Source organism: Corynebacterium xerosis NBRC 16721 = ATCC 373, from assembly GCF_001552415.1.
GTDB lineage: Bacteria > Actinomycetota > Actinomycetes > Mycobacteriales > Mycobacteriaceae > Corynebacterium > Corynebacterium xerosis.
Window position 1 is genome coordinate 127662 of record NZ_BCRD01000002.1, and the last position, 20898, is coordinate 148559.

19 protein-coding genes are annotated in these 20898 nt (G+C 70.0%); 17 read left to right on the top strand and 2 right to left on the bottom strand.

What is annotated here, in order from left to right:
* The first annotated feature begins 62 nt into the window (after nt 1-62).
* From CX1_RS03470 to CX1_RS03505, 8 genes are all read left to right on the top strand, one after another.
* Nucleotides 63-1223 carry an acyl-CoA dehydrogenase family protein gene (locus CX1_RS03470; protein WP_060925291.1) on the top strand — a complete coding sequence of 387 codons (1161 nt, stop codon included), beginning with the start codon at nt 63-65 and terminating at the stop codon, nt 1221-1223.
* Between the two features lie 14 nt (nt 1224-1237).
* Nucleotides 1238-1789 (top strand): MaoC family dehydratase, encoded by a 552-nt coding sequence (locus tag CX1_RS03475; protein WP_046649424.1) that lies wholly within the window; start codon nt 1238-1240, stop codon nt 1787-1789.
* Nucleotides 1786-2634, top strand: a complete 849-nt coding sequence (locus CX1_RS03480) for an HpcH/HpaI aldolase/citrate lyase family protein (protein WP_046649423.1) — start codon at nt 1786-1788, stop codon at nt 2632-2634. Before CX1_RS03475 ends, CX1_RS03480 begins: the two co-directional genes overlap by 4 nt.
* Nucleotides 2635-2705: 71 nt before the next feature.
* Nucleotides 2706-4403 (top strand): AMP-binding protein, encoded by a 1698-nt coding sequence (locus CX1_RS03485; RefSeq protein ID WP_060925292.1) that lies wholly within the window; start codon nt 2706-2708, stop codon nt 4401-4403.
* A 5-nt stretch (nt 4404-4408) separates the two neighbouring features.
* Nucleotides 4409-5161 (top strand): CoA transferase subunit A, encoded by a 753-nt coding sequence (locus tag CX1_RS03490; protein WP_046649431.1) that lies wholly within the window; start codon nt 4409-4411, stop codon nt 5159-5161.
* Nucleotides 5162-5255: 94 nt separating this feature from the next.
* The gene (locus CX1_RS03495) at nt 5256-5876 is read left to right on the top strand and encodes a 3-oxoacid CoA-transferase subunit B (RefSeq protein WP_046649430.1); all 621 of its coding nucleotides are present in this window, start codon (nt 5256-5258) and stop codon (nt 5874-5876) included.
* 222 nt (nt 5877-6098) lie between these two features.
* The gene (locus tag CX1_RS03500; RefSeq protein ID WP_046649422.1) at nt 6099-7307 is read left to right on the top strand and encodes an acetyl-CoA C-acetyltransferase; all 1209 of its coding nucleotides are present in this window, start codon (nt 6099-6101) and stop codon (nt 7305-7307) included.
* Nucleotides 7308-7477: 170 nt separating this feature from the next.
* Nucleotides 7478-8404, top strand: a complete 927-nt coding sequence (locus CX1_RS03505; protein ID WP_046649421.1) for an HpcH/HpaI aldolase/citrate lyase family protein — start codon at nt 7478-7480, stop codon at nt 8402-8404.
* Here CX1_RS03505 and CX1_RS03510 read toward each other — a convergent pair.
* Entirely contained in the window at nt 8397-9974 is a 1578-nt protein-coding gene (locus tag CX1_RS03510) for an LCP family protein (RefSeq protein ID WP_046649420.1), read from the bottom strand. The genes CX1_RS03505 and CX1_RS03510 overlap by 8 nt on opposite strands.
* A 149-nt stretch (nt 9975-10123) precedes the next feature.
* On the opposite strand from CX1_RS03510, the gene rfbD reads away from it, so the two are divergent.
* From rfbD to CX1_RS03535, 5 genes are all read left to right on the top strand, one after another.
* Nucleotides 10124-11122 (top strand): dTDP-4-dehydrorhamnose reductase, encoded by a 999-nt coding sequence (gene rfbD, locus CX1_RS03515; protein ID WP_060925378.1) that lies wholly within the window; start codon nt 10124-10126, stop codon nt 11120-11122.
* A 349-nt stretch (nt 11123-11471) separates the two neighbouring features.
* The gene (locus CX1_RS03520; RefSeq protein WP_046649419.1) at nt 11472-13274 is read left to right on the top strand and encodes an HNH endonuclease signature motif containing protein; all 1803 of its coding nucleotides are present in this window, start codon (nt 11472-11474) and stop codon (nt 13272-13274) included.
* Between the two features lie 125 nt (nt 13275-13399).
* The gene (locus CX1_RS03525) at nt 13400-14383 is read left to right on the top strand and encodes a glycosyltransferase (protein WP_244465353.1); all 984 of its coding nucleotides are present in this window, start codon (nt 13400-13402) and stop codon (nt 14381-14383) included.
* Between the two features lie 68 nt (nt 14384-14451).
* The gene (manB, locus tag CX1_RS03530; RefSeq protein WP_046649418.1) at nt 14452-15564 is read left to right on the top strand and encodes a mannose-1-phosphate guanylyltransferase; all 1113 of its coding nucleotides are present in this window, start codon (nt 14452-14454) and stop codon (nt 15562-15564) included.
* A 351-nt stretch (nt 15565-15915) separates the two neighbouring features.
* Nucleotides 15916-16179, top strand: coding sequence for a WhiB family transcriptional regulator (locus CX1_RS03535; RefSeq protein ID WP_174520149.1), 264 nt, complete (start codon nt 15916-15918; stop codon nt 16177-16179).
* A 100-nt stretch (nt 16180-16279) separates the two neighbouring features.
* Here CX1_RS03535 and CX1_RS03540 read toward each other — a convergent pair whose 3' ends face one another.
* Nucleotides 16280-16738, bottom strand: a complete 459-nt coding sequence (locus tag CX1_RS03540) for a metallopeptidase family protein (protein ID WP_060925293.1) — start codon at nt 16736-16738, stop codon at nt 16280-16282.
* A 108-nt stretch (nt 16739-16846) separates the two neighbouring features.
* Here CX1_RS03540 and CX1_RS03545 point away from each other — a divergent pair, with 108 nt between their 5' ends.
* The 4 genes from CX1_RS03545 to manA are packed head-to-tail and all read left to right on the top strand — an operon-like array spanning nt 16847 to nt 20889.
* The gene (locus CX1_RS03545) at nt 16847-17239 is read left to right on the top strand and encodes a DUF3499 domain-containing protein (RefSeq protein WP_060925294.1); all 393 of its coding nucleotides are present in this window, start codon (nt 16847-16849) and stop codon (nt 17237-17239) included.
* 52 nt (nt 17240-17291) lie between these two features.
* Entirely contained in the window at nt 17292-18671 is a 1380-nt protein-coding gene (locus CX1_RS03550; RefSeq protein ID WP_060925295.1) for a phosphomannomutase/phosphoglucomutase, read from the top strand.
* A 24-nt stretch (nt 18672-18695) separates the two neighbouring features.
* The gene (locus tag CX1_RS03555) at nt 18696-19691 is read left to right on the top strand and encodes a hypothetical protein (protein WP_060925296.1); all 996 of its coding nucleotides are present in this window, start codon (nt 18696-18698) and stop codon (nt 19689-19691) included.
* Nucleotides 19692-19698: 7 nt separating this feature from the next.
* The gene (gene manA, locus CX1_RS03560; protein ID WP_046649414.1) at nt 19699-20889 is read left to right on the top strand and encodes a mannose-6-phosphate isomerase, class I; all 1191 of its coding nucleotides are present in this window, start codon (nt 19699-19701) and stop codon (nt 20887-20889) included.
* The last annotated feature ends 9 nt before the right edge of the window (nt 20890-20898 follow it).

Below are 20898 nucleotides of genomic sequence, written 5' to 3' on the forward strand. Positions count from 1 at the left end.
CCCAGCACCCCAGCCCCCCAGCACCCCACCGCACCAGCGCACATACACCGAGGAGCACCATCATGACCGACGTCAACACCGCCGACCTGCCCAACGAGTACCGCGAACTCCAGTCCGTCGTCCGCCAGTTCGCCAACGAGGTCGTCGACCCCGTCGCCTACGAACACGACCGCAATCACACGTTCCCGTACGACGTCGTCAAGCAGATGGGCGAGATGGGCCTGTTCGGCCTGCCCTTCTCCGAGGAGTACGGCGGCATGGGCGGCGACTACCTTTCGCTGGGCATCGCCCTGGAGGAGCTTGCCAAGGTCGACCAGTCCGTGGCCATCACCCTGGAGGCCGGCGTCGGCCTCGGCGCCTCGCCGATCTACCACTTCGGCAACGAGGAGCAGAAGCAGAAGTGGCTGCCCGACCTCACCGCGGGCAAGGCCCTGGCCGGTTTCGGCCTGACCGAGCCGGACGCCGGCTCCGACGCGGGCGCGACCCGCACTGTGGCCCGCGAGGACGGCGACGACTTCATCATCAACGGCTCGAAGCAGTTCATCACCAACTCCGGCACCGACATCACCTCGCTGGTCACCGTCACCGCCGTGACCGGGCAGAAGGAGAACGGCAAGAAGGAGATCTCCACGATCATCGTGCCGTCGGGCTCCGAGGGCTTCGTCGCGGAGCCGGCGTACGACAAGGTCGGCTGGAACGCCTCCGACACCCACCCGCTGACGTTCACCGACGTCCGCGTCCCGCAGGAGAACCTGCTGGGCGTGCGCGGCCGCGGCTTCGCCAACTTCCTGTCCACGCTGGCAGAGGGCCGCGTCGCCATCGCCGCGCTGGCCACCGGCGCCGCGCAGGGCTGCGTCGACGAGTCGGTCAAGTACGCCAAGGAGCGCCACTCGATGGGCCGCGCCATCGGCGAGTACCAGGCGATCTCGTTCAAGATCGCCCGCATGGAGGCCCGCGCCCACGCCGCCCGCATGGCCTGGTACGACGCCGCCGCGAAGATGGTCAAGGGCCAGGAGTTCCGCCGCGAGGCCTACATCGCCAAGCTGCTCGCCTCGGAGGCCGCGATGGACAACGCCCGCGACGCCACCCAGATCCACGGCGGCTACGGCTTCATGAACGAGTACCGCGTCTCGCGCCACTACCGCGACTCCAAGATCCTGGAGATCGGCGAGGGCACCACCGAGGTGCAGCTCATGCTCATCGCCCGCGGGCTGGGACTGTAGGGGAGGGGAGCGACATGACCGAACGCAACGACCGCACCCCGCACGGCGAGCACCCCGGCATCGTCCAGCGCGGCCTCTGGTTCGACGAGTACGAGGAGGGCGCCCGCTACCTGCACCGCCCCGGCCGCACCGTCACCGAGACCGATGACGTCCTGTTCACCACGCTGACCATGAACACCCAACCCCTGCATCTCGACGCTCACTGGTCGTCGCAGCAGCCGGGCTTCGGCGGCAAGCGGCTGGTCAATTCGATGTGGACCCTGTCGACCGTGGTGGGCCTGTCGGTGTCGCAGCTGACGCTGGGCACCATCGTGGCCAACCTGGGTTTCACCGAGGTGTCCTTCCCCAAGCCGATGTTCCACGGCGACACCCTCTACGCGGAGACGACGTGCCTGTCCAAGCGCGCCTCGAAGTCCCGCCCGGGGCAGGGGATCGTGGAGTTGGAGCACATCGGCCGCAACCAGAACGGCGACATCGTGTGCCGTGCGGTGCGCGCCACCTTGGTGCAGGTCGATCCGGCTTCTTCGGGCGAGGCAACGCTTGACGACGGGACGGCCCGATCATGACCACCTGGATTCCCGCGGGCCCGGCCATCCTCTTCGTGCCGGCCGACCGCCCCGACCGTTTCGCCAAGGCCGCGGAGCGCGCCGACATGGTCATCCTCGACCTGGAGGACGGTTGCCGCCCGGAGAACCGCGCCGAGGCGCGCCGGGCGATCATCGAGTCGGAGAAAGCCGGCGATCTCGACCCCGAGCGCGTCATCGTCCGCATCAACCCGGTGGATTCGCCGGAGCACGCCGCGGACCTGGAGATGCTCGCCGACCTGCGCTATGACCTGGTCATGCTGCCGAAGGCGGAATCCGCCGCCTCGGTGGAGTCGCTGGCCGGCCACCGCGTCATCGCGCTGATCGAGACGCCGCTGGGCGTGCTGCGCGCCGACGACGTCGCCTCCGCCGACAACGTGGTCGCCATGTTCTGGGGCGCCGAGGACCTCACCGCCGGTCTCGGCGGCACCGCCTCCCGCTTCGGTGACGGCGAGGAAAACCCCGGCACCTACCGCGACGTCGCCCGCCACGCCCGCGCACGCACGCAGCTCGCCGCCGCCGCCTTCGGCCGCGCCGCCCTGGACTCCGTGCACGTCGACATCTCCGACGTCGAGGGGCTGCGCGATGAGGCCATCGACGCCGCCGCCCTGGGCTACGCCGCGACGGTGTGCATCCACCCCTCGCAGGTCGCCGTCATCCGCGACGCCTACCGGCCCACCGACGAAGAAGCCGACTGGGCCCGGCGCCTGCTCGCCGCCGCCGACGACGACGGGGGAGCGTTCAGCTTCGAGGGCCGCATGGTCGACGCACCGCTGTTCCGCCAGGCGGAGGCCATAGCCAGGCGCGCCGAAGCGGCCGCCACGTAGGCGTCGCAAAGCACCCGCCACCAACTCACCGCACTGCACCGCACCGCACGGAAAAACACCAGGAGAAACCGATGTCCCAGCTCAAGACCATCCCCGCCCCCTACGGCAAGGACGTCGTCGACGACGACGGCAACAAGATGTCCCACGTGATCGGCGCCGGCGTCGACCAGGGCGCCGCCCCGCTGCGCACCGAAACGCTCGGCGAGAACCTCAAGGCGATCGTGGAGAAGCACCCCTCGAAGGAGTGCATCGTCGACGTCTACACCGACGTGTCCTTCACCTACGAGCGCTTCTACAACCGCGTCCTGCGGCTGGCCACCGCCTTCGTCCGCGCCGGCTACCGCAAGGGCGACCGCGTCGGCATCTGGTCGACCAACCGCTGGGAATGGACCGTCGTCCAGTACGCGTGCCACCACCTCGGCCTGATCCTGGTCAACATCAACCCCGCCTACCGCCAGCACGAACTCAACTACGTGCTGGAGAAGGCCGGCGTGCGCTGCGTCTTCGCCGCCCGCCGCTACAAGGACTCCGACTACCGCACCATGCTGCTCGAGGCGTCGAAGCAGCGCGGCGTGAAGCTGGACAAGGTCATCTACTTCGGCTCCGCCGACTGGTACGAGCGCATGCACGGCGAGATCGACGACCTGTCGGAGTACACCGCCGACCTGCACTGCGACGACCCCATCAACATCCAGTTCACCTCAGGCACCACGGGCTTCCCCAAGGGCGCCACGCTGACCCACCGGAACCTGCTGAACAACGGCTACTTCATCGGTGAGCTGCTGGGGTACACCGAAAACGACCGCGTGTGCGTGCCGGTGCCGTTCTTCCACACCTTCGGCATGGTCATCGGCACCTTCGCCACCTTCACCCACGGCGGCGCGATCATCATCCCAGCGCCGAGCTTCAAGGCCCGCGAAACCCTCAAGGCCGTCCACTCCGCCAAGGCGACGTCCCTGTACGGCGTGCCCACCATGTTCATCAACGAACTGGAGGAAGCCCACGACCACGAGGAATACGGCAGCCCCTACGACCTGTCGACCCTGCGCACCGGCGTCATGGCCGGCACGTCCTGCCCGTCGAAGACGATGCGCGACGTGATGGACAAGCTGAACATGACCGAGATCGCCATCTGCTACGGCATGACGGAGACCTCCCCGGTCAGTTTCCAGACCCGCGCCGACTCGCCGCTGGACAAGCGCGTCAACACCGTCGGCCAGATCATGCCGCACCTGGAGGCCCGCATCATCTGCGAAGACACCGGCGAAACCGTGCCGCGCGGCGCGCAGGGCGAGGTCGTCGTCCGCGGCTACTCCGTGATGAAGGAGTACTGGCACCACCCGGAGAAGACCGCCGAGGCCATCGACGCCGACGGCTGGATGCACACCGGCGACCTCGGCGTCATCGACGACGAGGGCTACTTGGCCATCACCGGCCGCATCAAGGACATGCTCATCCGCGGCGGCGAGAACATCTACCCCCGCGAGATCGAGGAGTTCCTGTTCACCCACCCGGAGATCGTCGACGCGCAGGTGATCGGCGTGCCCGACGACAAGTACGGCGAGGAGATCATGGCCTGGGTCATTCTTCACGACGAGGGCGGCGACCTGACCGCCGAGCAGATCGCGGAGTTCGCCCACGGCAAGCTGTCGCGGCACAAGATCCCGCGCTACGTCCACGTCACCGACTCGTTCCCCATGACGGCGTCGGGCAAGGTGCGCAAGGTCGAGATGCGCGAAATGGCGCCCAAGCTGCTGGGTTGGGTGTGATCCGCATGTCGAAGACCATCGATTCCACCACGTCCATCGCCGAGCTCGTCGCCGCGAACGTCCGCGACGGCATGACCATCGCCGTCGGCGGCTTCGGGTTGTGCGGCGTGCCCTTCGAGCTCATCGAGGGACTGCGCGATTCCGGGGCCGCCGATCTGACCATCGTGTCCAACAACATGGGCGTCGACGGCCAGGGCCTGGGCATCCTCCTGGAAAACAGACAGGTCAGCAAGGTCGTGGCCAGCTACGTCGGCGAGAACAAGCTCTTCGCCAAGCAGTACCTCGACGGCGAGCTCGAGGTCGAGTTCAACCCGCAGGGCACCCTGTCGGAGCGCCTCCGGGCCGGCGGCGCGGGCATCCCCGCGTTCTACACGGCCACCGGCGTCGGCACGCTCATCGCCGAAGGCAAGCCGCACGAGGACTTCGACGGCCGGACCTACGTGATGGAACGCGGCATCGTCGCGGACCTGGCGCTGGTCCACGCCTGGCGCGGCGACGTCGACGGCAACCTCGTCTACCGCCGCACCGCGCAGAATTTCAACCCGCTGTGCGCCGCCTCCGGCACGGTCACCATCGCCCAGGTCGAGGAACTCGTCGACCGAGGCACCATCGACCCGGACTCCGTCATGACCGCCGGCGTCTTCGTCGACCACATCGTCGAGGCCGCCGAGCGCGACAAGCCCATCGAGCAACGAACCACCCGGCCGCGGGACACCGCGCCCGATCCGGCCGCCGGCGCGGCCGGGGAGGAGATCTGACATGGCCCCGAACGGCAAGAGCAACGGCGTGAACGACGGCAACGGCGAAGGTGCCGCGGGCGGCGTCGTCAAGCGAGGTTGGACCCGCGACGAGATGGCCGCCATGGCGGCCGCGGAGCTGTCCGACGGCGACTACGTGAACTTGGGCATCGGCATCCCCACGAAGGTGGCCAACCACATCCCCGACGGGGTGCGGGTGCTGCTGCAGAGCGAAAACGGCATCCTCGGCATGGGCCCGTTCCCCTACGAGGGGGAGGAGGACGCCGACCTGATCAACGCGGGCAAGCAGACCGTGACGCTGGTGCCCGGCGCCGCGGTGTTCGACTCCGCGACGAGCTTCGGCATGATCCGCGGCGGCCACGTGAAGATGGCCGTGCTCGGCGCCATGCAGGTCTCCGAATGCGGCGACCTGGCCAACTGGATGATCCCCGGGAAGATGGTCAAGGGCATGGGCGGCGCGATGGACCTCGTCGCCGGCACCCCGCGCGTGGTGGTGCTGACCGACCACGTCGCCCGCGACGGGTCGCCGAAGCTGGTCAAGGAATGCGATCTGCCGCTGACCGGCGCGAAGGTGGTCAAGCGCATCATCACCGACCTGGGCAGCTTCGACGTCGCCGACGACCACCTGGTGCTGCGGCGGCTCGCCCCCGGCGTGACGCTGGGCGACATCGAGAACAACACCGCCGCCGCGTACATCGTGGACCTGGAGAACTAGAGGCCCGGAGGTGGCGGGGCCAGAGCTGCGGCCCCGACGAACCACCGGCGTACCGTGGCGGGGGCGCTGCCGTGGGTGACCCCCGTCACGAATTTCGGCGCTTTCGCGTCCCGGAACCGCTAGGCTCCATTAACTGAACCGCACGACGAACCCCACCGAACACCACGCCGACCGCACCGCGCACCGCGCTGCGGCATCGGGCGAAACAGGGAGACGAACACCATGACCGGAAACACCACCCCGAACGCCGACGACGTCGTCATCCTCGCCGGCGCCCGCACTCCGCAAGGCAAGATGCTCGGCCAGCTGGCCAGCATGACTTCCGTCGACCTCGGCGCCCACGCCGTCCGCGCCGCCGTCGAGCGCGCGGGCATCCAGCCGGAGGACGTCGGCCGCGTCGTCCTCGGCCAGGTCATCCTCGCCGGCGCCGGCCAGAACCCGGCCCGCCAGACCGCCATCAAGGCCGGCCTGCCGTGGACCACCCCGGCCGAGATCGTGGCCAAGGTCTGCCTGTCGGGCCTCGACGCCGTCATCCATGCCGCCCGCATGATCCGCCTCGGCGAGGTCGACGTGGTCGTCGCCGGCGGCCAGGAGTCCATGACCAACGCCCCGCACATCGCCCACGGCGTGCGCAAGGGCAAGTCCTACGGCTCGCTGAAGCTGGAGGATTCGCTGGAGCTCGACGGCCTGGTCGATTCCTACGACTGCGTGTCCATGGGCACGCTGACGGACGGCCCGAACGCGGACCTGGGCATTTCCCGCACCGACCAGGACGAGGTCGCGGCACTGTCGCACCAGCGCGCCGCCAAGGCCCAGGCCGACGGCATCTTCGCGCAGGAGATCGCCCCGATCGAGATCCCGCAGCGCAAGGGCGACCCGGTGGTCGTCGACGCCGATCAGGGCATCCGCCCGGACACCACCGTCGAGTCGCTGTCGAAGCTGCGCGCGGCGTTCCTGAAGGACAACGGCACCATCACCGCCGGCAACTCGTCGCCGATCTCCGATGGCGCGGCCGCCCTGGTCCTGGCCCGCCGCGGCTGGGCGGAGGAGCGCGGCCTGGATTACCTGGCGGTCGTCGGCAAGGCGGGCCAGACCGCCGGCCCGGACAACGGCCTGCACGCGCAGCCGTCCGACTCTCTGGCCGAGGCCCTGCGCCTGGCCGGCTGGGAGGCGTCCGACCTCGACTTCATCGAGATCAACGAGGCCTTCGGCGCCGTCGCCGTGAAGTCCCTGCGCGACCTGGATTACCCGCTGGAGAAGTGCAACATCCACGGTGGAGCCATCGCGCTCGGCCACCCGATCGGCTGCTCGGGCGCGCGCCTGGCGCTGACCGCCGCGATGGAGCTGTCGCGCCGCGGTTCCGGCAAGGCCGGCGTCTCGCTGTGCGGCGGCGGCGGCCAGGGCGACGCCCTGCTGCTGTACCGCGACTAATTCCGTACCGCGACTCGTTCGCGGGTGGGCATCCCGCTTAACCCACCCCGAATGGTTTAACCCACCCGCAATAACGGGTGGGTTAAGCCATTCGGGGTGGGTTTGCGCGTGGGGGAGGTGCTTTGCGACGCCCACGTCCCCACGACTGCCGCACCGGTAGTTTCGATGGCATGAACACCGCCGCCAATGACACCGCTTCGTCCGCCCCTGCATGGCTGCCGGCCGGGCCCGCCCTGCTGTTCGCCCCGGCCGATCGCCCGGACCGTTTCGCCAAGGCCGCCGAGAGGTCCGACGTCGTCATCGTCGACCTGGAGGACGGCGCGGCGCTCGACGGGCACGAGGCCGCCCGACAGAACATCGTGGACAACCCGCTGGATCCGGCGCGCACGATCCTCCGCGTGACCGGGCCGGACGCCCCGACGTTCGCGGGGGACGCGAAGCTGGCGCAGGAGGGGCCGTACGACGTCGTCATGCTGCCGAAGGTCCGCGACCGCATCCCGGAGGAGCTGGCCGGCCTGAAGGTCATCGCGATGATCGAAACCCCCGAGGCGATCCTCAACATCGGCGCCATCGCGTCGCACCCGGACGTCGTCGGCATGTTCTGGGGCGCCGAGGATCTCGCCGCGGAGCTGGGCGGCACGTCGTCGCGCATCACCGCCGACGAAGCCGAGGCCGCGGGCATCCCCGCAGATTCGGGATCGGGCACGGGGTCGGGGCCGGGCTCCGTCTCCCGGCCGTACCGCGCGCCGCAGCAGCTCGCGCGCACCATGATGGTCATCCACGCCGCCGCCAACGGCATCGCCGCCATCGACGCCGTCCACGTCGACTTCCGCGATGAACGGGGCCAGTACCTCGAGGCGCTCGACGCCGCCGGCTGCGGTTTCGCGGGCACGGCCTGCATCCACCCGGCGATGGTCGAGGCGGTCCGCCGCGCCTACCGCCCGTCCGACGACGAGCTCGCCCGGGCCCGCCGCATCCTCGAGCGCGCCGCCGACAACGTCGGCGCCTTCCAGCTCGACGGCGAAATGATCGACGCCCCCGTCGTCAGGCAGGCCGCCATCATCGCGGCGCGGGCCGGGGAATGTCGCCCTAGTTGACGCACATGACGCCGTCGCCGCCGGCGTCGATGTGCTGGCCCATGTCCTCTTCGGGGGCCATTCCCTCCTGGCCGACGACCTCGCCCGTGGCACCGTCGTCGGCGGGCTCGGCGGCTTCCTCGGTGGTCGCGGCGCCGGAGCCGTCCTCGTAGAGGCCCGGGCCCTCGTAGTCGCCGGCGACGGTGACGGAAATGGTGCCGGGCTCCATGGTGGTGTCGTGGACGATCGGCAGGCCGCCGAGCGCCTCGGAGATCGCGGCGGCGGCCGGGTCATCCGGGTCGGAGGTGTTGACCTGGCTGAGGGCGACGCCGGCGAACTCGGCGTTGGCGACGGTGCCCTCGACGTAGCCCTTCTCGGTCAGGACCCCGGCGGCGCGGGCGGCCAGCCCCTCGATGCCCGTGGCGTTGTAGACGCTGACCGTGTACTCGGCCGGGTCGTGGTCGCGGGGCTTGGCGGCCTCGGCGGCGGCTTCGGCCTCGGGGTCGCCGAGGAGCTCGTCGAAGTACTTGTGCACCTGGCCCTTGTCCACGGTGACCACGGACTCTCCGTAGTCGCCGACGCCGTCGATGGACGTGACGGGGATGGTCTCGAACTTGACGTTGCCGCCGGTCAGGCCCTGCATCTGGGTGGCGAAGCCCATGACGTCCCAGTCGTTGTCCAGCACCACGGAGCGCTGGACGGCGCCGCCGAGCTCGTGGAGCTTGCCCGGGTTGGACAGGGTGCCGGCGGAGAGCAGCTTGTTGGCGAACGACGCCATGAACGCCTGCTGGCGGGTGATGCGGTCCAGGTCGCCGCGCGGCAGGCCGTGGCGCTGGCGCACGAAGCTCAGCGCGTCGGCGCCGCCGAGGGTCTGGCGGCCAGCATGGAAGTCGGCGCCGGAGAATTCATCGTAGACGTCGGCGTTGAGGCAGACGTCGACGCCGCCGATGGCGTCGGTGAGCAGCACGAAGCCCAGCAGACCGACCTCGGCGTAGTGGTCGACCGTGACGCCGGTGAGGTCCGCGACCGCGTTGATCAGCGCCTGGCGGCCGGATTCGGTGGACTGCTTTTCGACGGTCTCCGGGGACTCGCCTTCGCCCGTGAGCCGCTCGGCGGTGGCGAGCTTCTTGTCGCCGTAGACGCCGTTGATCTTCTTGTTGCCCTCGGCGGTGCTGATGTACGTGTCGCGGGGGATGGAGATCGCGGTGGCCGACGATCCGTCGTTGGGCACGCGGATGACGATGATCGTGTCGGTGTTCGTCGCTTCCTCGTCGCCGGCGCGCAGCAGGTCGATTTCCTCCTGCGTCAGGGGGTTGCCCTGCGCGTCGGCGCGCGAGTCCGAGCCGACGAGGAGGATGTCGGTGGCGCCGTCCTTTTCCTGCCCGAGCGAGAAGTCGCCGCCGGAACCGAGGTTGCCGGCGGCGCGGCCGACGGTCCACCAGCCGACGGCGGAGACGACCAGGCACAGCACGGACACGAGGATCAGCAGCGAGCGCAGCGGCATCGGCCACGCCTGGCGGACGTCGCGGCCCTGCGTCGGAGGCGCCTGGATGGCCCGGGCGTGCCTCGACTGGGTTTTCCGTGCGCTCAACGTGGTTCCTTCCCTCGGTCGCCCGCGGTGGGCTGGGTTCCTGGCGGCGTCGGTGGGTTACCGTGGTTGCCGTCAGGTGGGCGTCGTCAAGCAAGTTTTTTCGCTTTACGACGACTCAGTCGTCCCCACGATAATGAAACGGAATGCCGATGACCGAACCACTCGCCCGGAATGCCACTGATGTGGGGGAGGGCGGCGCCGTGACGCGCGTTCTGGTGGTCGGCTCCGCGGGGCAGTTGGGCACGGCGATGCTGCGGCGGATGCCGCTCGGCGGCGGGCGGCGGATCGAGCTGCGCGGCGTGGCGCGGGCGGACCTGGATGTGGCGGACGAGGCGGCCGTGATGGCGCATCCGGCGCTGGCGGGCGTCGACGTGGTGGTCAATGCGGCGGCGTGGACGGACGTCGATGGCGCGGAGACGCCCGAGGGCGAGGCGGCGGCGCATGCGGTCAACGCCGTCGCGCCGGGGCTGTTGGTCCGGAGGTGCGCGCGGGAGGGCGCGCATCTGGTGCACGTGTCCACGGATTACGTGTTCGGCGCGGGGGAGTCCGGCGACCGCCGTCCCTTGCGTCCTCTTCGTCCGACCGACCCCACCGCCCCCGACACCGCCTACGGCCGGACGAAGCTGGCGGGCGAGCGGGCGGTGCTGGATGCGGGAGCCGGGGCGACCATCGTCCGAACGGCCTGGGTGTATTCGGGGCCGACGCAGCCGGATGCGCCGGATTTCGTGTCCACCATGCTGCGGCTGGAGGAACGCGGCCGGCCCGACGGGACCATCGACGTCGTCGACGACCAGCACGGCAACCCCACCTTCGTCGACGACCTCGCCGACGCCCTGTGGGAGCTCGTGCTGCGGCCCGTGCCGGGGGTCTTCCACGTCACGGGGGCGGGTCGAGCGACTTGGCATGAGTTGGCGTCGGAGGTGTTCGCGGTCGTCGCGAAGCAGCGCGGGGGCGATGCCACGGAGGTCGCCGCCGCGACCGAGGCTGCCCGTGCCCGCGTGCGCCCGTGCACGTCGGAGCAGTTTCCGCGGCCGGCCAAGCGCCCGGAGTGGTCGGTTCTGGACGGTTCCGCGTGGGCCGCGGCGGGGTTCGCGCCCCTGCCGGAGTGGCGTGATGGCCTGCGCCGGGCACTGGGTGCGGCGGAGTAGGGCGTTTCCGCTTGACGACGGCCCGCCGGTCGCCCTCGTCTGCCTCTCCCTGTCCGGCTCTCCTTGTCCGGCTTTCCGTGACCGCCTCTCCTCGTCCGACTCGTATCGGGGTACCGATAATCGCCTGCACGTTCGCTCCCATGGGGTGGAAGATTGGACGGTGAGGGTGGGTCTAGTGGTGCGAAAAGAGTCCGGAATGTTGCACTGTGTTCGATTGTCGATGGTCGAACACATGTATGATGTGAGGTGAAGCAAGGCGGGGGACATGCCCTGCTTCGGGGCAGATCATTCGGGCGATCACGTTGAGTTCCACCTATCGATCCACCATCGCACGACCGGGGGAATCGACATGGCTTTCGACCATGGCGCATTCGATGACGACGACGAGCATGACCACGAGCATGACGAGCGCGACGATCCGGACCGCCACCACGACCCAGAAGAAGAATCACCTGCATCGGCACCGGCCCCTCCGCCACGGAAGCGGTGGGCCACCGAGCGCGACGAGCCGGTCACCAATCTGGCGCGCGCCCGCAACATCCTCGACGTCGAGCTCGCCGAAGGCGTGGCGCCGGCGGGCGACGATGACGTCGACTCCCACGCGGCATCCGTCGCCACGCGGATCGGCGCCGGCAAGTCCCGGGCGGTGGATTACTGCGACGTAGGCATCATGTTCCGCCGCATGCCCCGCATCCGGGACCTGTGCCGGTCGGGCGCGTTTCCGCTGTGGCATTTGACCAAGATGGCCGCCGCCGTCGTCGCCGTCTCCGACGACGACATTGACGAGGTCGAATCGACGTTCCTCGACTACCTCCACCCCAGAAGGGATTTCCAGGCGTTGCCCGGCATCCGGGTGTTCATGCGCGAGCTTCGCCGCATGGTGGAGTCGGTCGAACCGATCGCCACCCCACCCGACGAGGACGACCCCAAACCCATCACCGGCGAGTCGTATTCCGTCGACAACGAGTATCCGGGCGAGTACGGGGAGCTCCGCGCCATCCTGCGCAAGGATCGTCTGGCGGAGTTCGATGCCACCGTTCGCGCGATCCGGGACTCGAAGATCAAGGCCGGCGAAGACTGCTCCCTCGGCGACGCGTTGATGGCCATGTGCCGGGGAGATTTCGCCGGGGCGAAGGTGACCATGAACATCTACGTCGACGGCGACGCCTCGGAAGACACCCTCCAGGTGTGGCTCGATGGCGCCGGCTGGTTGCCGAAGCACGTCAGCGGGGAATGGATCGCCCGCGCCCACTCCGTCCGGCTCTCCGCCGACTCGCGGACCGACGGGTACGTGCCCACGGACGCGCAAAAGGCGAGGGTCCGCGGCCGCGATGGCGGGTGCCGCTTCCCCGGGTGCGATGTGCCCGCGCACAAGTGCCAGATCGATCACGTCATCGACTTCGACCCGGCGAATCCGCTGGGAGTGACGGCGACCTGGAACATGCAGTGCCTGTGCCAGCATCACCACAACCTCAAAACGTCCCGGCATTGGCGGGCGGTGATCCACGACGATGGGACGGTGACCTGGTTCGACCACACCGGCACGGCGTTCGCCACCACCGTGCCGCATGGGCCGATCGCCCACATCGGGCGTCAAACGTTCGACCAGAGGGCCACGAGGCTGGCCTCGACCATCCACGGCGACAACCTCCGCCGCATGCGCGCCGAGGCGGATGCCGCCGCAGCGATGGAGCGGGCCGAACTGGATGGGATCCTCCGCAATCACGCCCGTGCGACCGCGAAGTACGAACGTGACCTCGCCGAGTTCACCGGAGGCCCGCTCAACTCCGCTGATCCGGACATCGCCGCGCAAGCCCGGGCGTTGGCGGAGGCCGCCGATGACGGGTGGCCGTGCGTGGGGGATCCGGTGTGGGATCCCGTAAGAGGAGCTGAATCGAAAGCTGAGCCGTGTGCGGACTGCCGGGGCCGGAATGCCGACGACATCTGGGTCACCTCCCCGATGCAGAGGAACCCCGATTTCGCCGAAGATGATTGGCCGTTCGACGAGTGGGTCGACCCGGAGCCCAGGGTGACGAAGCATCCGCGGACCACATGCCGCCCCGAACGCAGGCGGGCGACGATCGACGCGGATCCGACGGCGGTGCCGGAACCGCCGCGGCCGCTGGGTCCCGATCCGACGGTGCCGTTTTGAACCGCTTGAGAATCGGGCCCGACCCGCCCGACCGGAGTGGCGGGCCGGAACCGGCGGGGCGGTGTCCTAGGGTCTATCCCGTGAAAGACGGGCGTGGCGACACGCGGAACGAAAGGTGCGGGAACGTGAACGCGACGGCGAACCATGTGGCGGGCGGCACGGGCGGCGAGTCCGGCCTGCCGCTCGGCGTCGTCACCGTCACCTACTCGCCGGGCGAGCACCTGCGGGCGCTGGTCGACTCGCTTCCCGCCGCCGCATCCGTCGGCACGGTGCTGGTCATGGCCGACAACGGCTCCAAGGACGGCGCCCCCGAAGCTGAAGCCGCCCGAGCCGAAGAAGACGGCCGCAAGGACGGGCTCAACGACGCGATATTCCTGCCCACCGGCGGCAACGTCGGCTACGGCAAAGCGGCCAACATCGGCATCGCCGAACTCGCGACCATGCGCGATGCGGGCCGGATCCGCGGCGATTACGTTCTGCTGGTCAACCCCGACGTCATCTTCGACGCCGGCTCCATCGACGCGATGCTCGCCTGCGCCGTCCGCAATCCCCGCGCCGGCGCGGTCGGCCCGCTCATCCGCGAAGCCGACGGCTCGGCGTACCCCTCGGCCCGCGCGGTGCCGGACCTCATCGGCGGCATCGGCCATGCCCTGCTCGCCGACGTCTGGCCGTCCAACCCGTTCTCCCGCCGTTACCGCGACGACGCCGACATGTCCCGCGAGCGCGATGCGGGCTGGTTGTCGGGCGCCTGCCTGCTGTTGAAGTGGGACGCCTTCGACGCCATCGGCGGATTCGACGACCGCTACTTCATGTACATGGAGGACGTCGACCTCGGCGACCGCCTGGGCCGCGCCGGCTGGCGCAACGTGTTCTGCCCGGACGCGGTGATCCGCCATGCGCAGGGCCATTCCGCGTCGTCGCACCCGGAGATCACGGTCCGCGCGCACCATGATTCGGCCTACCGGTTCATGTCCGACCGGCTGCCCGGGCCATGGCTGGCGCCGGTGCGGATGGTCCTGAAAACCGGGCTCTCGCTGCGTGGCACCGTCATTTTGGCGGCGAAGAAGCGTAGGCAGAAGGCAGAAGCAGGTCGGCACCCGCACTCCTGAGCGCGGGAACAAGTGATTGCTTTGCGACGATCCGTCGTCAAGCGAAAACCAGGAGGAACCCTTCAACCATGACCACCCATGACACGTCCGCCCCCGACACGGCCGAGCTGGCGGCGAACACCGACGCCGTCATCCTCGTCGGCGGCCAGGGCACCCGGTTGCGTCCGCTGACCGTGGGCACGCCCAAGCCCATGCTGCCCACCGCCGGGGCGCCCTTCCTCGAGCATCTGCTCGGGCGCATCAAGGCGGCCGGGATGACGCACGTGGTGCTCGGCACGTCCTACCGGGCGGAGGTCTTCGAGGAGTACTTCGGCGATGGCTCCGACCTGGGCCTGGAGATCGAGTACGTGGTGGAGGACGAGCCGCTGGGCACCGGCGGCGGCATCCGCAACGTCCACGACCACCTGCGCCACGACACGGCCATGGTGTTCAACGGCGACGTACTCGGCGGCACCGACCTCGGCGCGATCCTGGCCACCCACGCCGACAAGGACGCCGACGTGACCATGCACCTGGTCCGCGTGCCCGACCCGCGCGCGTTCGGCTGCGTGCCCACCGACGACGACGGCCGCGTGCTCGAGTTCCTGGAAAAGACCCAGGATCCGCCGACCGACCAGATCAACGCCGGCTGCTACGTGTTCCGCCGCGAGCTGATCGGCGAGATCCCCGCCGGGCGAGCCATCAGCGTCGAGCGCGAGATCTTCCCGGCGCTGCTGGAAAACGGCCGCCGCGTCTACGGCTACGTCGACTACGCGTACTGGCGCGACATGGGCACGCCGGGGGACTTCGTGCGCGGGTCCTCGGACCTGGTGCGCGGCATCGCGCCGTCGCCGCTGCTGGAGGGGCGCCACGGGGAGTCCCTCGTCGATGATTCGGCGTCGCTCGGCGGGGGTGCGCTGCTGTACGGCGGCACCGTCGTCGGTCGCGGTGCGGAGATCGGCGCCGGTGCGCGCCTGGATCAGACCGTGGTGTTCGATGGCGCGAAGATCGGTGCCGGGGCGGTCATCGAGCGGTCGATCATCGCGGCCGGTGCGACCATCGGCCCGCGTAGCGTCATCCGCGACGCGGTCATCGGCGAAGGCGCCGACGTCGGGGCCCGGTGCGAGCTGATTTCGGGTGCCAGGGTGTGGCCCGGGGTGACGCTGCCGGACGGTGGCGTGCGGTTCTCCACCGACGTGTGACGACCATCACCGGCACGGGGGAAAGGTTCAACCTCGGCTTCATCCCCCACGCCGGGGGGACCGGTCTCCGGGGGCTTTCTGAGTTTTCACGGTGAATCAACCCGACCGCTTGACCTTCATGGGGTTTCACGTGTGTAATCACAAGTGTGTGATTGCGGGAGGAACCGAGTTCACCGCCAGGTGGAATCCCCTCCCGACCCGATCACGAGACCACTTATTCACCCCGTTCAACCTGGCAGGAGGCCACGCATGGATGAATCCACCGTGTTCGGCGGACGTGCCGTGGGACGGGATTCGAGCGTGGGGGAGCCCCAGGTGCACGAAGCGACGGCAGTCGAGCAGCCCCGCCCCATGGTGGATTGGGCAGATGATCTGACCGGACTTTTCGAGGCGGTCGACGAGGACTGGCAGGAACAGGCGCTGTGCGCCCAGACCGACCCCGAGGCGTTCTTCCCCGAGAAGGGCGGCTCCACCCGCGAGGCCAAGCGCATCTGCCGCGCCTGCGGCGTCCGCGACGAGTGCCTGGAATTCGCGCTCGCCAACGATGAGCGGTTTGGCATCTGGGGTGGCCTGTCGGAGCGTGAGCGCCGCCGCCTGAAGAAGCAGATCGGCTAGCGCCGGAGCGATTCGATGGCCCCGCGTTCGCGCGGAATGATGCGCGAGGACAACGCGAGAGCAATGGGACCCGGTTCATGCCGGGTCCTTTTCGCGTGGGTCACTGACCCTCGTCGTACCCCGGGTCCACGACCGACGGGTCGACGTTGAGGTGCACCGCCACCAGGCGGGCCAGGACGTTGCGCAGCACGTCCTCCAGGTCGGCGAGGGATGGCGCGCGCTTTTCGACGGGCCGGCGGAACACCACGATCCGCGGCCTCGTGGGGCGGCCGAGGCGGTCGACGCCGGCGGGGATGAGGCGGCCGAGGGGGATGGGGCCGTCGGCGGCGACCTCGTCGGGAAGCAGGGCCCCCGGATGCAGGTGCATGAGCGGGACCGTGTCCACGGCGATGTCCAGGTGGGCCAGCTGGTCGTGCCAGCGGGCCTCGATGGGGGCGTAGGCGTCGAGGACGGCCTGGTCGAACGCCTCGGTGCGGCTGCGCCAGCGCGGTACCTCCGGAGGCAGCAGGGGGCCGCGGGGGCCGCGGCCGCGGCGCTCGATGCGGCGGGAGACGTTCATGGGCGCCAAGTCTAGGGCCCGGCGCAGCGGCCGCGGCGTAGGCGCTCCGGGGGCCGATTCCGGCCGGGCGGCTGCACAAACCTCAACCCAGGGTCTAGACTTTCGGGCGTGAGTCAATTCCGCCGCTGCTGCAGGCCGGGGTGCGGCAAGCCCGCCATCGCCACCCTGACCTACGCGTATTCCGAGTCCACCGCCGTCGTCGGCCCGCTGGCCGCAGCCAGCGAGCCCCATAGCTGGGATCTGTGCGAACGCCACGCGCAGTCCATCACCGCCCCGCTCGGCTGGGAGCTGGTGCGATACGACCTGCCTTCCGACCGCGCCGATGACGATGACCTCACCGCCCTGGCCGAGGCCGTCCGCGAAGCCGGGCGCCAGGCCACGGGCCTGGTGCTGCGCGACGAGGGCGAGCCCCGCTGGGCCCAGGTCGACGCCGCCCGCCATCCGTCGCGGCGTCCCGCCCGCACCCATCTGCACGTGGTGCCCGACCCCGAAGACGAGTAGGGGTAACATTTCGCTCCGGTAAGCAGGAACATCTAGGAGCGAGGACAGCACAGTGACCAAGCGCAGCCGGGCGGCCATCGACGCCGTGATCAAGGCCTACGACGTCCGCGGTGTGGTGGGCGACGGCATCGACGAGGACCTGATGCGCGACGCCGGCGCGGCGTTCGGTCTGCTGATGCGCCGCGAGGGGGCCGGGCGCATCGCCATCGGCCACGACATGCGCGACTCATCGCCGGGGTTGTCCCGCGCCTTCGCGGAGGGGGCGGCCGCCCAGGGCGTGGACGTGGTCATGCTGGGCCTGACGTCCACCGACCAGCTCTATTACGCGTCGGGCACCCTGAACTGCCCGGGCGCCATGTTCACGGCGTCGCACAACCCGGCCGAGTACAACGGCATCAAGCTGTGCCGTGCCGGCGCGCGCCCGGTGGGCCAGGAGACCGGCCTCGGCGAGATCAAGGATCTGCTGGTCGACGGCGTGCCGGAGTTCGACGGCGAGGCCGGCGAGATCACCGAGCGCGACGTCCTGTCCGGCTACGCGGAGTTCCTGCGCGGCCTGGTGGACCTGACCGGCGGCCGCAAGCTCACGGTGGCCGTCGACGCGGGCAACGGCATGGCGGGCCTGACCGCGCCGGCCGTCCTCGGCGACGTGTGCGACGTGCGCGACCTGTACTTCGAGCTCGACGGCAACTTCCCCAACCACGAGGCCAACCCGCTGGAGCCGGCCAACCTCGTCGACCTGCAGAAGTTCACGGTCGAGCAGGGCGCGGACATCGGCCTGGCCTTCGACGGCGACGCCGACCGCTGCTTCGTCGTCGACGAGAAGGGCGACCCGGTCAGCCCGTCGGCGATCTGCGCGCTCATCGCCACCCGCTACCTGGAGGAGGATCCGGGTGCGGTCATCATCCACAACCTGATCACCTCCGCGGTGGTGCCGGAGCTGATCATCGAGGCCGGGGGCATCCCGGTGCGCACGCGCGTTGGCCACTCGTTCATCAAGGCCCAGATGGCGGATACGTCGGCGGTCTTCGGCGGCGAGCACTCCGCGCACTACTACTTCCGCGAGTTCTGGAATGCAGACTCCGGCATGCTCGCCGCATTGCACGTGCTGGCGGCGCTGGCGGAGCAGGACAAGCCGCTGAGCGAGTTCATGGCCGAGTTCGACCGCTACGCCCAGTCGGGCGAGATCAACTCCCGCCTCGGCTCGGCGGCGGAGCAGCTGGAGAAGCAGGAGAAGATCTCCGAGCTCTTCGCGCCGCGCACCCGCGCCCACGATTGGCTCGACGGCCTGACCATCGGCCTGAAGGATTCGAAGGCCTGGTTCAACGTCCGCGCCTCCAACACTGAGCCGCTGCTGCGCCTCAACGTCGAGGCTCCGACGCGCGAGGAGGTCGACGCGATCGTCGACGAGGTGCTGTCGATCATCCGCTCCTGACGCTTTTTGCGGCATGCTGGGGGCATGGATCCGCATAGTCTTCCGCTGATCGCGGCCGCCGAGGGCCCGCACCTGCGGGCCGCGGCGTCGGCCGCCGCCGAGGGGCTTTTCGACGGCCTGCCCGAGCCCCGCGCCGTCGTCCTGATCACCAACGAATCCCGGGCCCGCTTGGCCGCGGAGGCGGTCATCGCATTGGCGTCCGATGCCCGGGCGCCGATCACCATCGCCCGGTCGCTGCCGCGTTTCGTCGGGGCGCTGGATCTGGTGTTCGTGCTCACCGATGATCCGGGCGACCCGATCGCGGAGGTGCTCGCCGAAGCCGACCGCAGGGGCGCGGCGACGGTGCTCATCGACCCGGGGGAGGGGCCGGTGCGCAGTGCGGCGTCGTCGCGCACCGTGGTGGTGCCGCGCCCGGCGCTGTCGGCCGCCGGTTCCTTCTGCGGCTACCTGGGTGCCGTGCTGGGGGCGTTGACGGCGGCGCGGGTCACGTCCCTGGGGCCCGCCCAGGTGCTCGGCGACGTCGCCGACGCGGTCGACGCCGAGTCGATCGCCTGCGCCCCGGACCGCGATCTGCTGGTCAATCCGGCGCGCCAGTGGGCGCAGTGGATGCGGGGGCATTCCGTGGTCGTGGCCGGCGAGGGTGACGTGTGGCGCACCGTCGCGGAGCTCGCGGCGGCGTGGTTGCTCGATGCGGGGTTGCCCGCGCACGGCACCACGGTGTCGGACATGCTGCGGGCTTCCGCTGCGTTGTCCCCGGCTCCGGGCGCCGCGTTCGACGATCTCTTCCACGATCCCCTGATCGATGGTCCGGCCGAGGAGCCGCGGATGCTACCGTTGAGTGTTATTGCCGTGACCTCCCCGGCCGACGCGCCGACCGTGCGCGCACGCCTGGAGCCCTTCGAATGGGCCCGCGTGGAATGCCCCGCCGAGGAGGCCGAGGTCCGCCATCCGCTGGTGGACGTCTGCGTCACCGCGGCCCGCGTGGCTGCGGCGGCGGCTTATGTACCTGAGGAGGGGTGACGGCCTGATGGAGCGCATCGACGCTGTCATGCAGTCGTACCCGTGGGGTTCGCGCACGTTGATCGCGGAGCTCATGGGGCAGGCGGCGCCGTCGGCGCACCCGCAGGCGGAGGCCTGGTTCGGCGCCCACCCGCTGGCCCCGTCCACCGTGGGCGGGCGTCCGTTGACCGAGGTCATCGCGGACGATCCGGCCGCCGCGCTCGGTCCTGCGGCCGACGTCGCCGACGGCACCCTGCCGTTCCTGCTGAAGATCCTCGCGGCGTCCGAGCCGCTGTCGCTGCAGGCGCATCCGACGCTGGCGCAGGCGAAGGAGGGCTTCGCCGCGGAGAACGAGCGCGGCATCCCGCCGACCGCGCGCCACCGCAATTACCGCGACGCGAACCACAAGCCGGAGCTCATCGTCGCCCTGACGCGGTTCGACGCGCTCGCGGGGTTCCGCCCGGTCGACGCGACCAAGGAGCTTTTCGACGAGCTGGCGATCCCCGAGCTCGGCCATTACACGGTTCTGCTGGACGCCCCGTCGCCGGTGGAGGGCCTGCGCGCCCTGTTCACCACCTGGCTGACCCTGCCGACGCGGGTTCTCGGTGATCTGGTCGAGACCGTCCGCGCCGCCTGCGCGGCGTACGGCGGCGGCGGGTGGATCGGGGAGGTCGCGGCCACGACCGCCGACATCGCCGCCCGATACCCGGGGGATCCGGGTGTGTTGGCGTCGATGCTGCTCAACCGCATCACGTTGGAGCCGGGCGAGGGCATCTACCTCGGCGCCGGCCAGCTGCACGCATACCTGTCGGGCATGGGCGTGGAGATCATGGCGAACTCGGACAACGTCCTGCGCGGCGGCCTGACGTCGAAGCACGTCGACGTCGTCGAGCTGCTCCGCGTCCTGGACTTCTCTCCCGCCGAGGATCCCGTGGTGCGTCCCGTCGTCGACGGCGTGGTGTCGTCGTACCCCACTGATGCGGGTGAATTCCGCCTGGTCGGCGTCGAGGTGCCGGAGGGCGGGCAGGTGGAGGTCCCGCGCACCGGCGCGATGATCATCCTCGTCGTCGAGGGCGAGGCCGAAGTGTCGTCGTCGGCCGGCTCCGTGGAGCTGCCGCGGGGAGGCGCCGCGTGGGTGCCCGCCGACGAGCCGCCGCGCGTTCTGCGGGCGATGGGCGATGGCCCCGTGTCCGCGTTCGTCGCCTCGGTTCCGGAGTAGCTGCCGGAG

Excerpts from the sequence above, each read along its gene's own strand:
- CX1_RS03470 (WP_060925291.1), top strand. The coding sequence starts at position 63 with ATGACCGACGTCAACACCGCCGACCTGCCCAACGAGTACCGCGAACTC.
- CX1_RS03475 (WP_046649424.1), top strand. The coding sequence starts at position 1,238 with ATGACCGAACGCAACGACCGCACCCCGCACGGCGAGCACCCCGGCATC.
- CX1_RS03480 (WP_046649423.1), top strand. The coding sequence starts at position 1,786 with ATGACCACCTGGATTCCCGCGGGCCCGGCCATCCTCTTCGTGCCGGCC.
- CX1_RS03485 (WP_060925292.1), top strand. The coding sequence starts at position 2,706 with ATGTCCCAGCTCAAGACCATCCCCGCCCCCTACGGCAAGGACGTCGTC.
- CX1_RS03490 (WP_046649431.1), top strand. The coding sequence starts at position 4,409 with ATGTCGAAGACCATCGATTCCACCACGTCCATCGCCGAGCTCGTCGCC.
- CX1_RS03495 (WP_046649430.1), top strand. The coding sequence starts at position 5,256 with ATGGCCGCCATGGCGGCCGCGGAGCTGTCCGACGGCGACTACGTGAAC.
- CX1_RS03500 (WP_046649422.1), top strand. The coding sequence starts at position 6,099 with ATGACCGGAAACACCACCCCGAACGCCGACGACGTCGTCATCCTCGCC.
- CX1_RS03505 (WP_046649421.1), top strand. The coding sequence starts at position 7,478 with ATGAACACCGCCGCCAATGACACCGCTTCGTCCGCCCCTGCATGGCTG.
- rfbD (WP_060925378.1), top strand. The coding sequence starts at position 10,124 with ATGACCGAACCACTCGCCCGGAATGCCACTGATGTGGGGGAGGGCGGC.
- CX1_RS03520 (WP_046649419.1), top strand. The coding sequence starts at position 11,472 with ATGGCTTTCGACCATGGCGCATTCGATGACGACGACGAGCATGACCAC.
- manB (WP_046649418.1), top strand. The coding sequence starts at position 14,452 with ATGACCACCCATGACACGTCCGCCCCCGACACGGCCGAGCTGGCGGCG.
- CX1_RS03535 (WP_174520149.1), top strand. The coding sequence starts at position 15,916 with ATGGTGGATTGGGCAGATGATCTGACCGGACTTTTCGAGGCGGTCGAC.
- CX1_RS03540 (WP_060925293.1), bottom strand. The coding sequence starts at position 16,738 with ATGAACGTCTCCCGCCGCATCGAGCGCCGCGGCCGCGGCCCCCGCGGC.
- CX1_RS03555 (WP_060925296.1), top strand. The coding sequence starts at position 18,696 with ATGGATCCGCATAGTCTTCCGCTGATCGCGGCCGCCGAGGGCCCGCAC.
- manA (WP_046649414.1), top strand. The coding sequence starts at position 19,699 with ATGGAGCGCATCGACGCTGTCATGCAGTCGTACCCGTGGGGTTCGCGC.